Genomic DNA, 13,859 nt, shown 5'->3' with positions numbered 1-13,859 from the left:
CGGTCGCGGCTTTCACCAGCGGCGGGCCTGCCAGAAAAATGGTGGCTTGCTCCCTGACCATGATGGATTCGTCCGCCATGGCGGGGACGTAGGCACCCCCGGCGGTACAGAGCCCCATTACGACCGCAAGCTGGGGGATGTTTTGGGCCGACATGCGGGCCTGATTGTAGAAAATCCGGCCAAAGTGATCCCGGTCGGGGAACACCTCATCCTGCATCGGCAGAAAGGCGCCGCCGGAATCCACCAGATAGAGGCAGGGCAGCCGTAGCCGCTCGGCAATGGCCTGAGCGCGCAGGTGTTTTTTCACCGTGAGCGGGTAGTAGGTGCCCCCCTTCACGGTGGCATCGTTCACTACCAACATGCAGAGCCTGCCCGAGACTCGGCCAATGCCGGTGATGATGCCAGCAGCGGGCACCGGTTCGTCATAGACCTGCCAGCCTGCCAGTGCCGACAGTTCAAGAAAGGGGGAGCCCGGCTCCAGCAGTTGATTGATCCGCTCGCGGGGCAGCAGTTTGCCGCGGGCCTGATGGCGGGCGTTGTTGGCTGCGCCGCCCCCTTGCGCGATGTTGGCCAGATGGGCGTTAAGATCATCGACCAGTGCCTGCATGGCGGCCCGATTGGCGGCATAGTCGGCACTGGCAGTATCGAGCTGAGAGCGGATCTGGCTCATGGGGTATCGTCCATCAGTTCGCGGCCAATCAGCCAGCGGCGAATTTCCGAGGTGCCGGCGCCGATCTCGTAGAGCTTGGCATCCCGCAGCAGGCGGCCAGTGGGGTAGTCGTTGATATAGCCGTTGCCCCCCAGTAGCTGAATGGCATCGAGCGCCATCTGGGTGGCATTTTCGGCGGCAAACAGAATAGCGGCGGCGCAATCTTTGCGGCTGGTGCGGCCCTGATCGCAGGCGTTCGCCACTGAGTAGACCAGCGCCCGGCTGCTGGCCAGACGGGTATACATGTCAGCCAGCTTGCCCTGTACCAGCTGGAACTCGCCGATGGCTTGGCCGAACTGCTTGCGCTCGCGCACATAGGGCAGCACCACGTCCATGCAGGCCTGCATGATGCCAAGGGGGCCTGCCGCCAGCACTGCCCGCTCGTAGTCGAGCCCGCTCATCAGCACCTTGACCCCGCCGTGCAGTGGGCCCAGCAGGTTCTCCTGCGGTACGCGGCAGTTATCGAACACCAGCTCGCAGGTGCTGGAGCCGCGCATTCCCAGCTTGTCGAGCTTTTGGGCGGTGCTAAAACCGGCGGTGCCCGCCTCGACAATAAAGGCAGAAATTCCTTTGGCGCCTGCACTGGCATCGGTCTTGGCATAGATGACGAAGGTCTCGGCATCGGGGCCATTGGTGATCCACATCTTGTTGCCATTGAGCACGAAATGATCGCCCTCACGCTCTGCGGTGAGGCGCATACTGACCACGTCGGAGCCCGCCCCCGGCTCGCTCATGGCCAGCGCCCCCACATGCTCGCCGCTCACCAGTGCAGGCAGATAGCGCGCTTTCTGTTCCGGCGTGCCGTGGCGATGGATCTGGTTGATGCACAGGTTGGAGTGGGCGCCGTAGGAGAGGCCAACCGAGGCGCTGGCGCGGCTCACCTGTTCCATCACCAGCACATGAGCCAGATAGCCGAGGTTGACCCCGCCATACTCCTCCGCCACCGTGATGCCGTGCAGCCCAAGCTCACCCATTTGCGGCCAGAGATCGCGGGGGAAGGCGTTGCTCTGATCGATGTCACTGGCCCGTGGCGCAATCACTTTCTGGCAGAAGGCCGCGACTTGCTCGGTCAGGGCGCCCAGAGTCTCATCTATGTGCATCCATGCTCTCCTTGGGATAAAGGTCTGCGTGGTGATAACGGCAGCGGTGCTCAATGTGAGCACAGACCGCTAGCACGGGGCTCAAACTGGTCGGCTTTCGTACCGCTTAGTTTACGTTAGCGTAAACGTAAATCAATTGTTAGTCTAAGGTAAAATACGTTCTGAAAATAGGCTCCGGATGAGTTCAGTTGCCCATGAGCTGTCGCAACATAACTCATCGGATTTCGCCAGCTTGTGACGGCATACCTAGGGAGGGTCAACCCCACATGGACTTTGTTCTAAGCCAAGACCAACAAGCGTACGTCGCCGCGGCCGCCGCCTTTGCCGACGAGGCGCTCGCACCTCATGCCGCCCGCTGGGACAGGGATCATGAGTTCCCCATCGCAACCATCAAACAGGCGGCCGCCCTCGGGTTTTGCGGCCTCTATACCCCCGTGCAGTTTGGTGGGCTGGGCTTACCCCGGCTCGATGCCAGCCTGATTTTTGAGCGGCTCGCCATGGGCTGCACCTCCACTACGGCCTATCTGACCATCCATAACATGGTGAGCTGGATGCTGGGCAGCGGGTTGCCCACCGAGGTCGCAAAGGAGTGGGTACCTAAATTGGTGAGCGGTGAATTACTGGGCTCCTATTGCCTCACCGAGCCCGGGGCGGGTTCCGATGCGGCGGCGCTTAGCACCAAAGCGGTGCGCGAGGGCGATCTCTACCTTATCGAGGGGACCAAGGTTTTTATCTCGGGAGCAGGTAGCACCGATGTGCTGGTGGTGATGGCCCGCACCGGTGGCGAGGGGGCGGGGGGGATCTCTGCCTTTATGGTGCCCGCTACCAGCACAGGGGTGGGTTATGGCAAGCCGGAAGAGAAACTCGGTTGGCACAGCCAGCCGACCCGCGAGGTGACCTTCAGCCAGGTGCGTATTCCTGCCAGTTATCGACTGGGGCAGGAGGGAGAGGGGTTCAAATTTGCCATGCAGGCCCTTGATGGCGGGCGCATCAATATCGCCACCTGTTCGGTAGGCACTGCTCAGCAGGCGCTGGATGATGCGCTCACCTATGTCAAGACTCGTCAGCAATTTGGTCACCCGATCAGCGAATTTCAGAGCGTGCAGTTTCGCTTAGCTGACATGGCGACTGAGCTGGCGGCCGCCCGTTTGCTGGTCCGTCAGGCGGCCGACAAACTCGACCGAGCCAGCCCAGATAAGGGGGCGTGGTGCGCCATGGCCAAACGTTTTGCCACCGATGTGGGTTACCGGATCTGCGATGAGGCTCTGCAACTGTTTGGCGGCTATGGCTATATCCGCGACTATCCGGTGGAGCGCTATTTGAGAGACACCCGGGTACACCGTATTTTGGAAGGCACCAACGAGGTGATGCGCCTGATCATCGCCCGCCAGCTGCTGGCTGAGCCCACTTTGGGTTTGGTGTAGGGTTGGCATAGGGTTGCCGTCAGGCGGCGCAAATGAGATTGCTATTGATATCAAGATGGAGCACTGCATGAACGAACCGGTAAAGGTCTGCTGTTACCCCACCACCCACGGACGGCAGATCGGGGTCTTGACCCTCGACACTCCTGCCTCCCTCAATGCCCTGAGCCTGCCGATGATCCAGATCCTGCAACAGACGCTGAGCCGTTGGCAGCAGGATCCTGCCATCGTCTGTGTGCTGCTACAAGGGGCGGGGGAGAAGGCATTTTGTGCGGGCGGCGACATTCGATCCTTCTATTACCGTCAGCAGGAGGTGAGCCAATTTGAGCTGTTTGAGTATGCCCGTGACTTCTTTGCCCAAGAGTACCGCATCGATCACTTGATCCATTCTTATCGTAAACCGCTCATCTGTGTGGCCGATGGCATCTGCATGGGCGGCGGCATTGGCCTATTTGCTGGCGCCGAGTATCGGGTGGTGACTGAAAAGAGCCTGCTTGCCATGCCGGAGGTCACCATTGGTCTCTACCCCGATGTCGGCGCTAGCTGGTTTTTAAGCCGGATGCCGGGGCGATTGGGGCTGTGGCTTGGCCTGACCGGCGCCCGTTTTAATGGAGCCGATGCCATCGGGCTTGGGCTGGCGGATCACGGCATGGCCAGTGCTGAGCGAGCGGGGCTGCTCGCCACATTGGCGCAGTTACCCTGGACGGGGGAGCTTGCCGACCGCGATCTCATCAGCGGCCGGTTGGCGGCCCTGCAGCAGGCGGCGACGCCCCTACTGCCTGAGCCAATGGTACTGCCACACCGCCAGCGTATCGATACGCTGCTAGCTGGTCGCACCCTGCAAGGGGTACTGGATCGGCTCAGTGCCACCCACTTTGCGCCAGAGGAGGCACAACTGGCCAGCGCGCGGCAGAGCTGTCTGGCGGGGAGCCCCATCAGCCGCGCTATTTTGTGGCGCCAGTATTGGCACGCCCGCCATCAATCTCTCGCTGAGGTCTTTGCCGACGAGTTGACCCTGTCGGTGAACTGCGTGCTGGATGGTGACTTTATCGAAGGGGTGCGCGCCTTATTGATCGACAAAGATAAATCCCCTCGCTGGCAAGCTGTGCGCACCGATCATGACTGGCTAGATGGGTTTTACCGTTGGCCCCATGGCGTTAATCCGCTGCGCCCTCACTGATATCCCCAAGGAGATAGCATGGAGATCCAGCAGAAAGTCATCGCCATTACCGGGGCCGGCAGGGGGCTTGGCCGGGCGATCGCCCTGAGCTTGGCGGCCCAAGGTGCGACCCTGGCCCTGCTTGATGTGAACCGCCACGATGTGGAGCAGACCCATGCCATGGTGAGTGGCCAAGGGGGGCATAGTGCGCCGTGGGTGTGCAACGTGGCCAATGAAGCGGAGGTGGAGGCCGCCTTTGCCGCCATCGACGCCCAGTGGGGCCGGTTGCACGGGCTAGTTAACTGCGCGGGCATCCTGCGCGATGGCTTGCTCATTAAATACAAACCGGGCCAGCCACTGGAAAAAATGAGCTTGGCCCAGTGGCAGAGCGTGATCGACGTGAATCTAACCGGCACCTTCTTGTGTGGCCGCGAAGGGGCGGCGCTGATGGCCCGCACTGGGCAGGGGGGGGTCATCATCAATATTGCCTCCATCGCGATGGTCGGCAATATGGGGCAGAGTAACTATGCCGCCAGCAAGGCAGGGGTGGCCTCGCTGGTGGTCACGTGGGCACGGGAGCTGGCTCGGTTTGGTATTCGCGTGATGGGCATCGCCCCTGGGGTCTTTGCGACCGAGATGACGGCCGCGATGAAACCGGAGGCGCTGGCTCGGCTGCAGCAAGCGATTGCAGTTGGCCAGTTAGGGGAGGTGGCACAATTGGCCCAGACGGTGCAGTTTATTTTTGCCAATGACTATCTGTCAGGCCGAGTTATCGAGCTCGATGGTGGCTTGCGGCTATAGCCGTGATGCTGGGTTGGCAGGGGCCTATCGCTGATGGCACAGTACAGCACTGCATGAAGATGCAATAACAGCCTAATATTGCGCTTGGTCAACTTCAGGTGTGATTGCAATGAGCAAGGATTGCGGTAGGAATAGTCATGCAATATAGTTGCCGCTTTTTTCACGGGGGTTGGATTTCCCCGCTCCTATATCGCGTGCAGTCTGAATAGGGACGCTCTGCCGCTGCCTTCATCAAGCAGGATCAAGATGGACAAGAAACTGGGGCTTGGCGCCCTCATCTCGCTGGTGATCGGCTCCATGGTCGGCGCTGGGGTCTTTAGCCTGCCACAGAACATTGCCGCCCATGCCAGTGTAGGGGCGGTAGCGCTGGGCTGGGCCATTACCGGGATTGGCATGATCGCGCTGGCGCTGGTCTATCAAACACTCTCATTGCGGCGGCCCGATCTTGATGGCGGCATCTTCAGCTATGCCAAAGCCGGTTTTGGCGATTTTATCGGCTTTAATGCCGCTTGGGGGTATTGGCTCTGCCAGCTGCTGGCCAATGTCTCCTATGCCATTGTGGTGTTTAGTGCCCTCAGTTACTTCTTTGATACCCCCGATCAGGTCATCTTTGGTGATGGTAATACCCCGCTGGCGATTGCGCTGGCATCGGTGCTTATCTGGTCGGTACACGCGCTGGTGCTGCGTGGGGTACAAGTGGCGGCCTTGGTCAATATCGTTACCACCATTGCCAAAATGGTGCCGCTGATCGTGCTCTGTGTGGCCATGTTGCTTGCCTTCAATATGCAGACCTTTACCCTAGACGTGTGGGGGCAGGGCAACAGCGATCTGGGTTCAGTGATGGAGCAGGTCAAATCCACCATGAAGGTGACGCTTTGGGTCTTTATCGGGATTGAAGGGGCGGTGGTGGTCTCTGCCCGCGCCCGCCATCGCAAGGATGTGGGACGCGCAACCGTGCTGGCGCTGCTGGGGGCCTTGGCACTCTATGTGATGGTGACCCTGTTTGCGCTTGGAGTGATGAGTCAGCCACAATTGGCGGCGCTCAAAAACCCTTCTACTGCGATGATCCTCGAAGCGGTGATCGGTCCGTGGGGCGCTTGGCTGATTAACATCGGCTTGATGATCTCAGTGTTGGGGGCCCTGCTCAGTTGGACCGTACTGGCCTCTGAGGTGCCTTACATGGCGGGTAAGAGCGGCCTGTTTCCGCACTGGTTTGCCAATGAAAACGCTCGCGGCTCGCCCACGGTGTCGCTGTGGTGTTCGACGGCCTTGGTGCAGCTGTTTTTGATCATCATCTATTACCAGAGCAGCACCTATTTGGCACTGGTCAATATCGCTACGTCGGCGGCTTTGGTGCCATACGTGTTCTCTGGGGCATATGGCCTCAAACTAGCGCTACAAGGGCAGACCTATCAGGGCCAGCCCCATCAGCGCAAACGGGATCTGCTGCTGGCGTTGGTCGCCACCCTCTATGGGGGATGGCTGATCTATGCCGCCGGTATTGAGTATTTGCTGCTGGTGGCGCTGCTCTATAGCCCCGGCATCCTTATCTACTGGAAAGCGCGTCAACATCATGGGTTGCGTCGCCTCAACCGTGCAGAACAGCTCATGACTGCGCTGCTGCTGGGGTGTGCCCTGCTGGCTTGTTATAAGGTGATGGATGGGTCGATACCGCTGAGCTAATCCTAGGGTGACCGATTCAGGCACCCCCCTCTATTCCCCATCGAGTGGTGGATAAAAAAACAAACCCCCTTCATCGTGAAGGGGGTTTTTCGTTATCCGTAAAGGGGCCTAAGCAGGGGTTACTGCGATGAGTTGGCCTTATCGCTGTGGCTACGTAGCCGAATGTTGATCATCTCCACCGTCAAGGAGAAGGCCATGGCAAAGTAGATGTAGCCTTTTGGAATGTGCAGATCCATCCCCTCCGCCACCAAGGCAAAGCCCACAAGGGTGAGGAAGGAGAGCGCCAACATCTTGATAGTGGGGTGGCGATCGACAAAATCCCCGATCGACTTAGCGGCAAACATCATGACCCCGACGGCGATCACGATGGCCAGCACCATCACCGGCACATGATCGGCCATACCGACCGCGGTAATGACGGAATCGAGGCTAAACACGATGTCGAGGATGGCGATCTGGACCAAGGTGCTCGCAAAACCCGCCGCGACGGCCGGGGTGCCCTCGGGCTCTGCCGCCCCCTCTAACGAGGCGTGAATTTCATGGGCACTTTTACCAATCAGGAACAGTCCCCCCAGCAGCAAGATGAGATCGCGGCCAGAGATCGCTTCACCTAACACGGTAAAGAGTGGCTCGGTGAGGCGCATCACCCACGCCAGTGACAGCAGCAGCAAGATCCGAGTACCCATGGCAAGGCCCAAGCCCAGTACCCGCGCCTGCTGGCGCTGGGCTTCGGGTAACCGGCCGACCAAGATAGAAATAAAGATGATGTTGTCGATACCCAGCACGATTTCGAGCAGGGTCAGGGTGGCCAGCGCTACCCAAGCAGAGGGATCAAGAACCCATTCCAGCATGATTAAACCTTGGTTGAATAAATTGAAGTGGCGCATTCTAGCAGGGGGATCATGACTTGTCCCAGTGGGACAAAAAGATAAAAATGGCCCGCATCTGTGAGGAGAGCGGAATGTTTCGATTAGGGCTCATTATTAATCCCATCGCCGGCATTGGCGGCGCGGTAGGGCTTAAAGGCAGCGATGGCATGGTGGCCGAGGCACTGGCCCGAGGCGCGCAGGCCAAAGCGCAGGCTCGGGCCCATCAAGCCCTGTTGCCGTTGTGCGAGCTGACCACACCGTTTGAGTTACTCACCGTCGCGGGGGAGATGGGGGCGGTGCTGGCCACGGAACTGGGATTGCCGCACCGGATCATCTATCAGCCGCCGAGCGCGATCACCACGGCCGCCGATACTCGCGCGGCGGCAGCGCACATGAAGGCGGCAGGAGTGGATCTGCTGCTGTTTGCCGGGGGCGATGGCACCGCACGGGATATTTGTGCGGCAGTGGGGGAGGCGTGCCATGTGCTTGGTATTCCGGCTGGGTGCAAAATTCACTCTGGGGTGTATGGTGTGACGCCGGCCGCCAGTGGCCGGGTGGCGGCGCGGATGATCGCCGGTGAGCTGCTTAGCGTGATGGATGGCGACGTGCGCGACATCGATGAAGCGGCATTTCGCGCAGGCAAGGTGCGTTCACGCCACTACGGTCAGCTGCAAGTCCCGTGCGATCTGCGCTATGTGCAAGCGGTCAAGCAGGGGGGGCGGGAGTGCGAAGCGCTGGTGTTGGCGGACATCGCCGCCGATGTGGTGGAACAGATGGAGCCCGATACCCTCTACCTGATGGGCTCTGGCAGCACGGTGGCGGCCTGTATGGCGGCGTTGGGATTGGAAAATACCCTGCTGGGCGTGGATCTGGTGGAAAATGGCCAGCTGATCGGGCAGGATCTGGGCGCTACTGAGATCCTGACCCGGATCCGTGGCCGTCGCTGCCGTTTGATCATTACCCTGATCGGTGGACAGGGGCATCTGTTCGGGCGTGGCAATCAGCAACTCAGTCCAGAGGTCATTCGGGAGGTCGGGCTGGCTAACATCCAGGTGCTGGCCACCAAAGCCAAACTTGCCGACCTTGCGGGCAAACCCTTGCTGGTTGATACCGACGATCCTGAACTGAACCGGGCGTTGGGTGGTTATCTGCGGATCACCACCGGCTACAAGGATCAGGTCATCTACCCGGTGGCCAACCCGGAATAGGCTGTCAAAGAGGCCGCTAGCCTGGCGCCAGCGCGTTGTGATCCACCCGATCGCAATGTCACTCCCTGCGAATGTTGACCGGCAATCCCGGAAAAGAGGCTGCGTTATATGACGATTCATGATTTTGAACACCAATTGTTAGGGCTCATCGACGCAATGGTGGCCACCGCCAGCGATGACGAGTTGTTTGCGGGTGGTTATCTGCGGGGCCACATCTCGTTAGGGGTAGCGCGGGCTGAGCTCGAAGGTAAAACCTTGGTGCGGGATGTCAAAAGCTATGTACTGCGCAGTCTCAACGAGGCGATTTTACAGGGCGAACTGAGCGAGCAAGACGAGGTGTTGGTACAGGCCATGTGGCAACGCTTGCAACAACAAGTTGAAGCGTGATCAACACCAGAGTTCAAACACCAAGATGAGGTTGTGCTTTCCTGAAAGTTAGCAAAAGGTTAATAATAAGTTTCGCCTTTTGTTTCAGGGATTAAACCATGGCCTCTTCCTCACGCATTGCCAATAAACTGCCGCTCGAGATGCTCTATCACTGGGAGCGGCACTGTCCTGAACGCATCTATCTGCGGCAAACCATCAAGCGCGAATATGTCGACTTTACCTGGGGTGAGGTAGCCGATGAGGCACGGCGGATGACGGCGGCTTTACGCCATCTTGGGCTGGTGGCGGGCGATAAAGTGGCGCTGTTTTCCAAAAATTGTGCCCAGTGGTTTATCGCCGATCTGGCGATGCAAATGGGGCAATACATCAGTGTGCCTATCTACCCTACCGCTAACGTCGATACCATCGAATACGTGCTGCGTCACAGCGAAGCCAAGGCCATTTTTGTTGGCAAGCTCGATGACTGGAAGAGCCAAGAGGTCGGCGTGCCGAGCGAGCTGCTGCGGATCGCCTTGCCCTATGACACCATGCCAGCCAGCTACCAGTGGGACGATCTGCTAGAGCAGCATGACCCCATCCCTGACAGCCCGCTGCAGGCGCCCGACGCCTTGCTGAGTCTGGTTTATACCTCCGGCAGTACCGGCAAGCCCAAAGGAGCGATGCTCAGCGTTGAGCGCTACGCCTGGTCGTGTGAGCGATTGGTTGAAACCGTGGCGTTAGGGCAGGCGGATCGGGGTTTCTCCTATCTGCCGCTGGCCCACATTACCGAGCGGGTCTACATCTACGGCGGTAGCCTGTATGGCGGCGCGACCATCGCCTTTCCCGAATCCCTCGATACCTTTATTGACGATGTCAAACGCTGTCGGCCAACGGTGTTTATCTCGGTGCCTCGGTTGTGGGCGATGTTTCGCATCAAAATTCACGAGAAGCTGCCCCAGAACAAGCTGGCCTTGCTGCTCAAGATCCCGCTTATTTCCGGCCTCATCAAACGGAAGTTGCAACAGGGACTGGGGCTGGATCAGGCGCGGGTGCTCGGTTGTGGCTCGGCGCCGGTCTCCCCCGCTTTGCTTCAGTGGTATCTGAGCATCGGTTTGCATATCACGGAGGCGTGGGGTATGACTGAAAATCATGCGTTTTCTACCATTAACTACCCGTTTCGGGCCGACAAAATTGGCACCGTTGGTAAGGCGGGGCCGGGGGTGACCATCAAGGTCTCCGATGAGGGGGAGATCCTCTGTCGCTGCGAAGGGATGATGTTGGGCTACTACAAAGACCCCGAGCACAGTGCCGAGGCCATTGATGCCGAGGGTTGGCTCCATACTGGCGACATGGGCAAGTTGGACAAAGAGGGTTACCTCAGCATCACCGGTCGAATGAAGGATGTGTTCAAAACGGCCAAAGGCAAATACGTGGCGCCCGTCCCCATCGAGGCTCTGCTGGCACAGGAGCCCATCATCGAGCAACTCTGCGTGATTGGTTACGGTATGCCCCAGCCGATCGCCTTGGTGCAGTTGGCAGAGAGTGCCATGAAGGGTAACCGTGCCGAGGTCAATGCTACGCTGGAGGCGGCGCGGACTCGGGTCAATGACCAGTTGGAATCTCACGCCAAAATTCGTGGCGTGTTGGTGGTCAAGGCCCCATGGAACATTGAGAACGGCGTGTTGACGCCGACCATGAAGATCCGCCGCCACCTGTTAGAGCAGCAGTACGCTGAACTGGGCGAGCAGTGGTCATCCAGCACCACCATCGTCTGGGAGTCATAGGGGTTACGCTGTCATTACCTCCCCCAACAACGGCCCAGCAGGGCCGTTGTTGGGTTGAGCCCTCTCTTGTTATGACGTGGTGGCCGCAGGCGAAAGCCGCGTCAGCGCCGTGGCCAGATCGGCGATCAGATCCCCTGCATCCTCAACTCCAATGCTAAAGCGGATAAGATCGTCAGTGACCCCAGCCGCAAGGCGAGTTACCTCGTCCATGGCGGCGTGGGTGGTGCTGGCGGGATGGCAGGCGAGGCTTTCGAGATCGCCCAAGCTCACCGCCTGCACAAACAGCTGCAAGTTATCGAGCAGGGCGGCGCAGCGCTCAAACCCTCCTGCCAGTTCAATGCTCACCACGCCACCAAAACCGCTGGCGAAGGCGCCGAGGGCATCGTGGCCCGGATGACTGGCAAGGCCTGGGTAAATCACCCGTTTGACTGCCGTATGGGCCGCCAGAAACTCGGCCACTTTTTGGGCGTTGTGCTGGTGGGCATCCATCCGCAGCGGCAAGGTCTTAACCCCGCGCTGTAGCAGATAGGCTTCCTGCGGGCCGATGGGGGAGCCGATGTGCTTAAGTGCCACAGTGCGGATCGACTTCATCAAGGCGTGCGAGCCTGCCACCACCCCAGCAATGATGTCACCGTGGCCGCCCAGATACTTGGTACCGCTGTGCATCACTATGTCTATGCCAAGTGCCAACGGACGCAGCAGGTAGGGGGTGAGGAAGGTGTTATCACAGACCGTGATAGCCCCCACCTTGCGGGCCGCCTCCACCACCAGCCGCGGATCGACCACCTTGAGGGTGGGGTTGGTCAGGGTTTCGAACAGTATCACCTTGGTGGCAGGGCGGATATTAGCCAGCAGATCGTGATCGCTCTCGTAGGCACTGACCTTTATCCCTGCGCGGCTGAACGTCTGCTTAAGGAAGGCATCGGTGCCACCGTAGAGCGGGCCAATATACGCCACCTCATCGCCGCTATCGGCCAAGGCATACATGATGGCGCTCACCGCCGCCATGCCGCTTGCCACCACCAGCGCCTCGTCGGCCCCCTCCAGCACGGCCAGTTTCTGCTCCAGCTCGGCGGTGGTAGGGTTGCCAAAACGGCTGTAGATAAAGCCAGCTGATTGACCGGCGAAACGATCCTTACCCGCCTGGGCAGTGACATAGCTAAAGGTGCTGCTCTGATAGAGCGGGGTAGTCAACGCCCCCGTTTGCGGATCGATCCGCTGGCCGCTGTGTACGCTCATGGTCTTAAATTGCATGGTCTGTTCCCTCGTGGCCGCGTTGCGGCCTGATGTGCGGTGTGTTTGCGCTATGACAGCTGGCTGCTGCGTAGTGCCCTGATGAGTTACGCCGAGGGGCGCTCGGCCTTGGCGGTCGCGTGGCGCTGTGATCGGCCCAGCTGACCGAGCGGGTGAGGGGCGGCAGGCGCCCCATAATGCCGCGCCGCCACATCTGGGTGGGATCGTAGCCGCCCCTTGAGCACGTTCTCCCCCACCTGATAAAAGAGCGGATTGGCGGGATCACTCTCTGGCCCTTGTGCCTGCGCTGCCAGCGTGGGGGAGAGGGTGAGCCGTGGCACAGTGGCATCGAGCCGCGCTGCCATAAAAAAGGCGCACGAGAGCCGCGATACCCCAGATGGTGGGCTCACCACTCGGTGTAAGGTCGCCTTAAGATATCCGTTGGAGGCCAGTTCTAGCAGCTCGCCGATATTCACTATCAGTGCCCCCGGCACCGGCGCAGCGCAGATCCAGCCGTTTGCCGTCTCCACTTCCAGCCCTGCCTGCCCATCCTGCATCACTAAGGTCAGGTAACCGGGGTCTTTATGGGCACCGACCCCCTGACTGCTGCCGCCAGCCTCTTGTCCTGGGTAGTGAATGAGCTTCATATGCTGGTAGGGGGCGCCGCGAATGCTCTCATCAAACACCCCAGCGGGCTGGGCCAGCACCTCGGCAAAGGCCGCGAGCAGGGTGAGGGTGATGGCACTTAGCCGATCCTGCCACGCCAGCAAGTGAGATCGCATTTCAGGCAGGGCGGTAGGCCACTGATTGGGGCCGATCAGCCGCTGCCAAGGTGCACGGATCTGCGCCGCCAGCAGGGCGGGGGCCTCATTCATGATATCAAACTGCTCGCGCTGATCCGGCCGTTGCCGGGTTAGCTCGGCACCGACGCGGTTATAGCCACGAAAATGGGGGCTATGAACCATCTGCACCGCCAATTTTTCCTGCGCGGGCAGGGCGAAGAAACGGGCGGCCAGTGCCAGCGTCTCCTGCTGATCGGCCGCGCTAAGGCCATGACCAACCAGATAGAAAAAGCCCACATCGCGGGCGGCTTGCCCCAGCCGTGCCAGCATCTGGTGACGGGTGGCTGACCTCGCCGTGAGGGCCGCCAAATCGATGGTGGGTAGTGCAGAATGAGCCATGTACACCTCCTTGTTGCTATGCGATCCCTGCGGCGGCCCCGTTGACCCCAGAGCACCTTGCCAGCGGCAGAGCGCAGGTGAGGTCAGTGGTTAAGAGTGGGCGCCATATGGGGTTAGTTTGGATGCTACTGTTCGGTAGGATGAGACTGAAGCAACAAAAAATTCTTAGTTACATACAAAATTCGAAATTGAATTTGGATGAGATAGGGGGATGGCGTAGCTCAGGCATCAGGAGGAAGTACCCCAAGTCGTGGCCATGGCGCTTGCCGATAAAGGCCGTAAGAAGGTTTGCGTGGAGCTGAGTGGCGAAGAAAAATCAGAGAAGGAGCAATCAGGAAGTCCCAT

Annotated in this window: 12 protein-coding genes; 7 read left to right on the top strand and 5 right to left on the bottom strand. The window is 59.6% G+C overall.

Going from position 1 to position 13,859, the window contains the following annotated elements; translation table 11 throughout:
- Both CUC53_RS03300 and CUC53_RS03295 read right to left on the bottom strand, forming a co-directional pair.
- Positions 1–670: carboxyl transferase domain-containing protein (locus CUC53_RS03300; protein WP_272896745.1), on the bottom strand; the 670-nt coding region annotated here is incomplete at its 3' end.
- Positions 667–1,809 (bottom strand): isovaleryl-CoA dehydrogenase, encoded by a 1,143-nt coding sequence (locus CUC53_RS03295; protein WP_100292831.1) that lies wholly within the window; start codon positions 1,807–1,809, stop codon positions 667–669. The genes CUC53_RS03300 and CUC53_RS03295, both read right to left, overlap by 4 nt.
- A 266-nt stretch (positions 1,810–2,075) precedes the next feature.
- On the opposite strand from CUC53_RS03295, the gene CUC53_RS03290 reads away from it, so the two are divergent.
- The 4 genes from CUC53_RS03290 (at position 2,076) to CUC53_RS03275 (ending at position 6,873) form a co-directional block, all read left to right on the top strand.
- On the top strand, positions 2,076–3,233 hold the full coding sequence (locus tag CUC53_RS03290) for an acyl-CoA dehydrogenase family protein (protein WP_100292830.1): 1,158 nt from the start codon (positions 2,076–2,078) through the stop codon (positions 3,231–3,233).
- 67 nt (positions 3,234–3,300) lie between these two features.
- The gene (locus tag CUC53_RS03285) at positions 3,301–4,410 is read left to right on the top strand and encodes an enoyl-CoA hydratase/isomerase family protein (protein ID WP_100292829.1); all 1,110 of its coding nucleotides are present in this window, start codon (positions 3,301–3,303) and stop codon (positions 4,408–4,410) included.
- An 18-nt stretch (positions 4,411–4,428) separates the two neighbouring features.
- Positions 4,429–5,190: an SDR family NAD(P)-dependent oxidoreductase gene (locus CUC53_RS03280; protein WP_100292828.1), complete on the top strand. Its 762-nt coding sequence runs from the start codon at positions 4,429–4,431 to the stop codon at positions 5,188–5,190.
- Positions 5,191–5,436: 246 nt separating this feature from the next.
- The gene (locus CUC53_RS03275) at positions 5,437–6,873 is read left to right on the top strand and encodes a basic amino acid/polyamine antiporter (RefSeq protein ID WP_100292827.1); all 1,437 of its coding nucleotides are present in this window, start codon (positions 5,437–5,439) and stop codon (positions 6,871–6,873) included.
- A gap of 119 nt (positions 6,874–6,992) precedes the next feature.
- Here CUC53_RS03275 and CUC53_RS03270 read toward each other — a convergent pair whose 3' ends face one another.
- Entirely contained in the window at positions 6,993–7,724 is a 732-nt protein-coding gene (locus CUC53_RS03270; protein ID WP_167386670.1) for a TerC family protein, read from the bottom strand.
- Positions 7,725–7,834: 110 nt separating this feature from the next.
- Here CUC53_RS03270 and CUC53_RS03265 point away from each other — a divergent pair, with 110 nt between their 5' ends.
- The 3 genes from CUC53_RS03265 to CUC53_RS03255 all read left to right on the top strand — a co-directional run bounded on the left by CUC53_RS03265 (position 7,835) and on the right by CUC53_RS03255 (position 11,100).
- A complete protein-coding gene (locus CUC53_RS03265; protein WP_100292825.1) occupies positions 7,835–8,950 on the top strand; it encodes an ATP-NAD kinase family protein in 1,116 nt (371 codons plus the stop codon).
- 108 nt (positions 8,951–9,058) lie between these two features.
- Positions 9,059–9,337 (top strand): YfcL family protein, encoded by a 279-nt coding sequence (locus CUC53_RS03260; protein ID WP_100292824.1) that lies wholly within the window; start codon positions 9,059–9,061, stop codon positions 9,335–9,337.
- A 98-nt stretch (positions 9,338–9,435) separates the two neighbouring features.
- Positions 9,436–11,100, top strand: a complete 1,665-nt coding sequence (locus CUC53_RS03255) for an AMP-binding protein (protein WP_100292823.1) — start codon at positions 9,436–9,438, stop codon at positions 11,098–11,100.
- A 69-nt stretch (positions 11,101–11,169) separates the two neighbouring features.
- On the opposite strand, the gene CUC53_RS03250 is transcribed toward CUC53_RS03255, so the two are convergent.
- Entirely contained in the window at positions 11,170–12,354 is a 1,185-nt protein-coding gene (locus CUC53_RS03250; protein ID WP_100292822.1) for a trans-sulfuration enzyme family protein, read from the bottom strand.
- An 86-nt stretch (positions 12,355–12,440) separates the two neighbouring features.
- Positions 12,441–13,514, bottom strand: a complete 1,074-nt coding sequence (locus CUC53_RS03245) for an isopenicillin N synthase family dioxygenase (RefSeq protein ID WP_100292821.1) — start codon at positions 13,512–13,514, stop codon at positions 12,441–12,443.
- Positions 13,515–13,859: the final 345 nt, after the last annotated feature.

Source organism: Aeromonas cavernicola (assembly GCF_002795305.1).
GTDB lineage: Bacteria > Pseudomonadota > Gammaproteobacteria > Enterobacterales > Aeromonadaceae > Aeromonas > Aeromonas cavernicola.
This window is presented reverse-complemented; position numbering and strand designations above follow the sequence as displayed.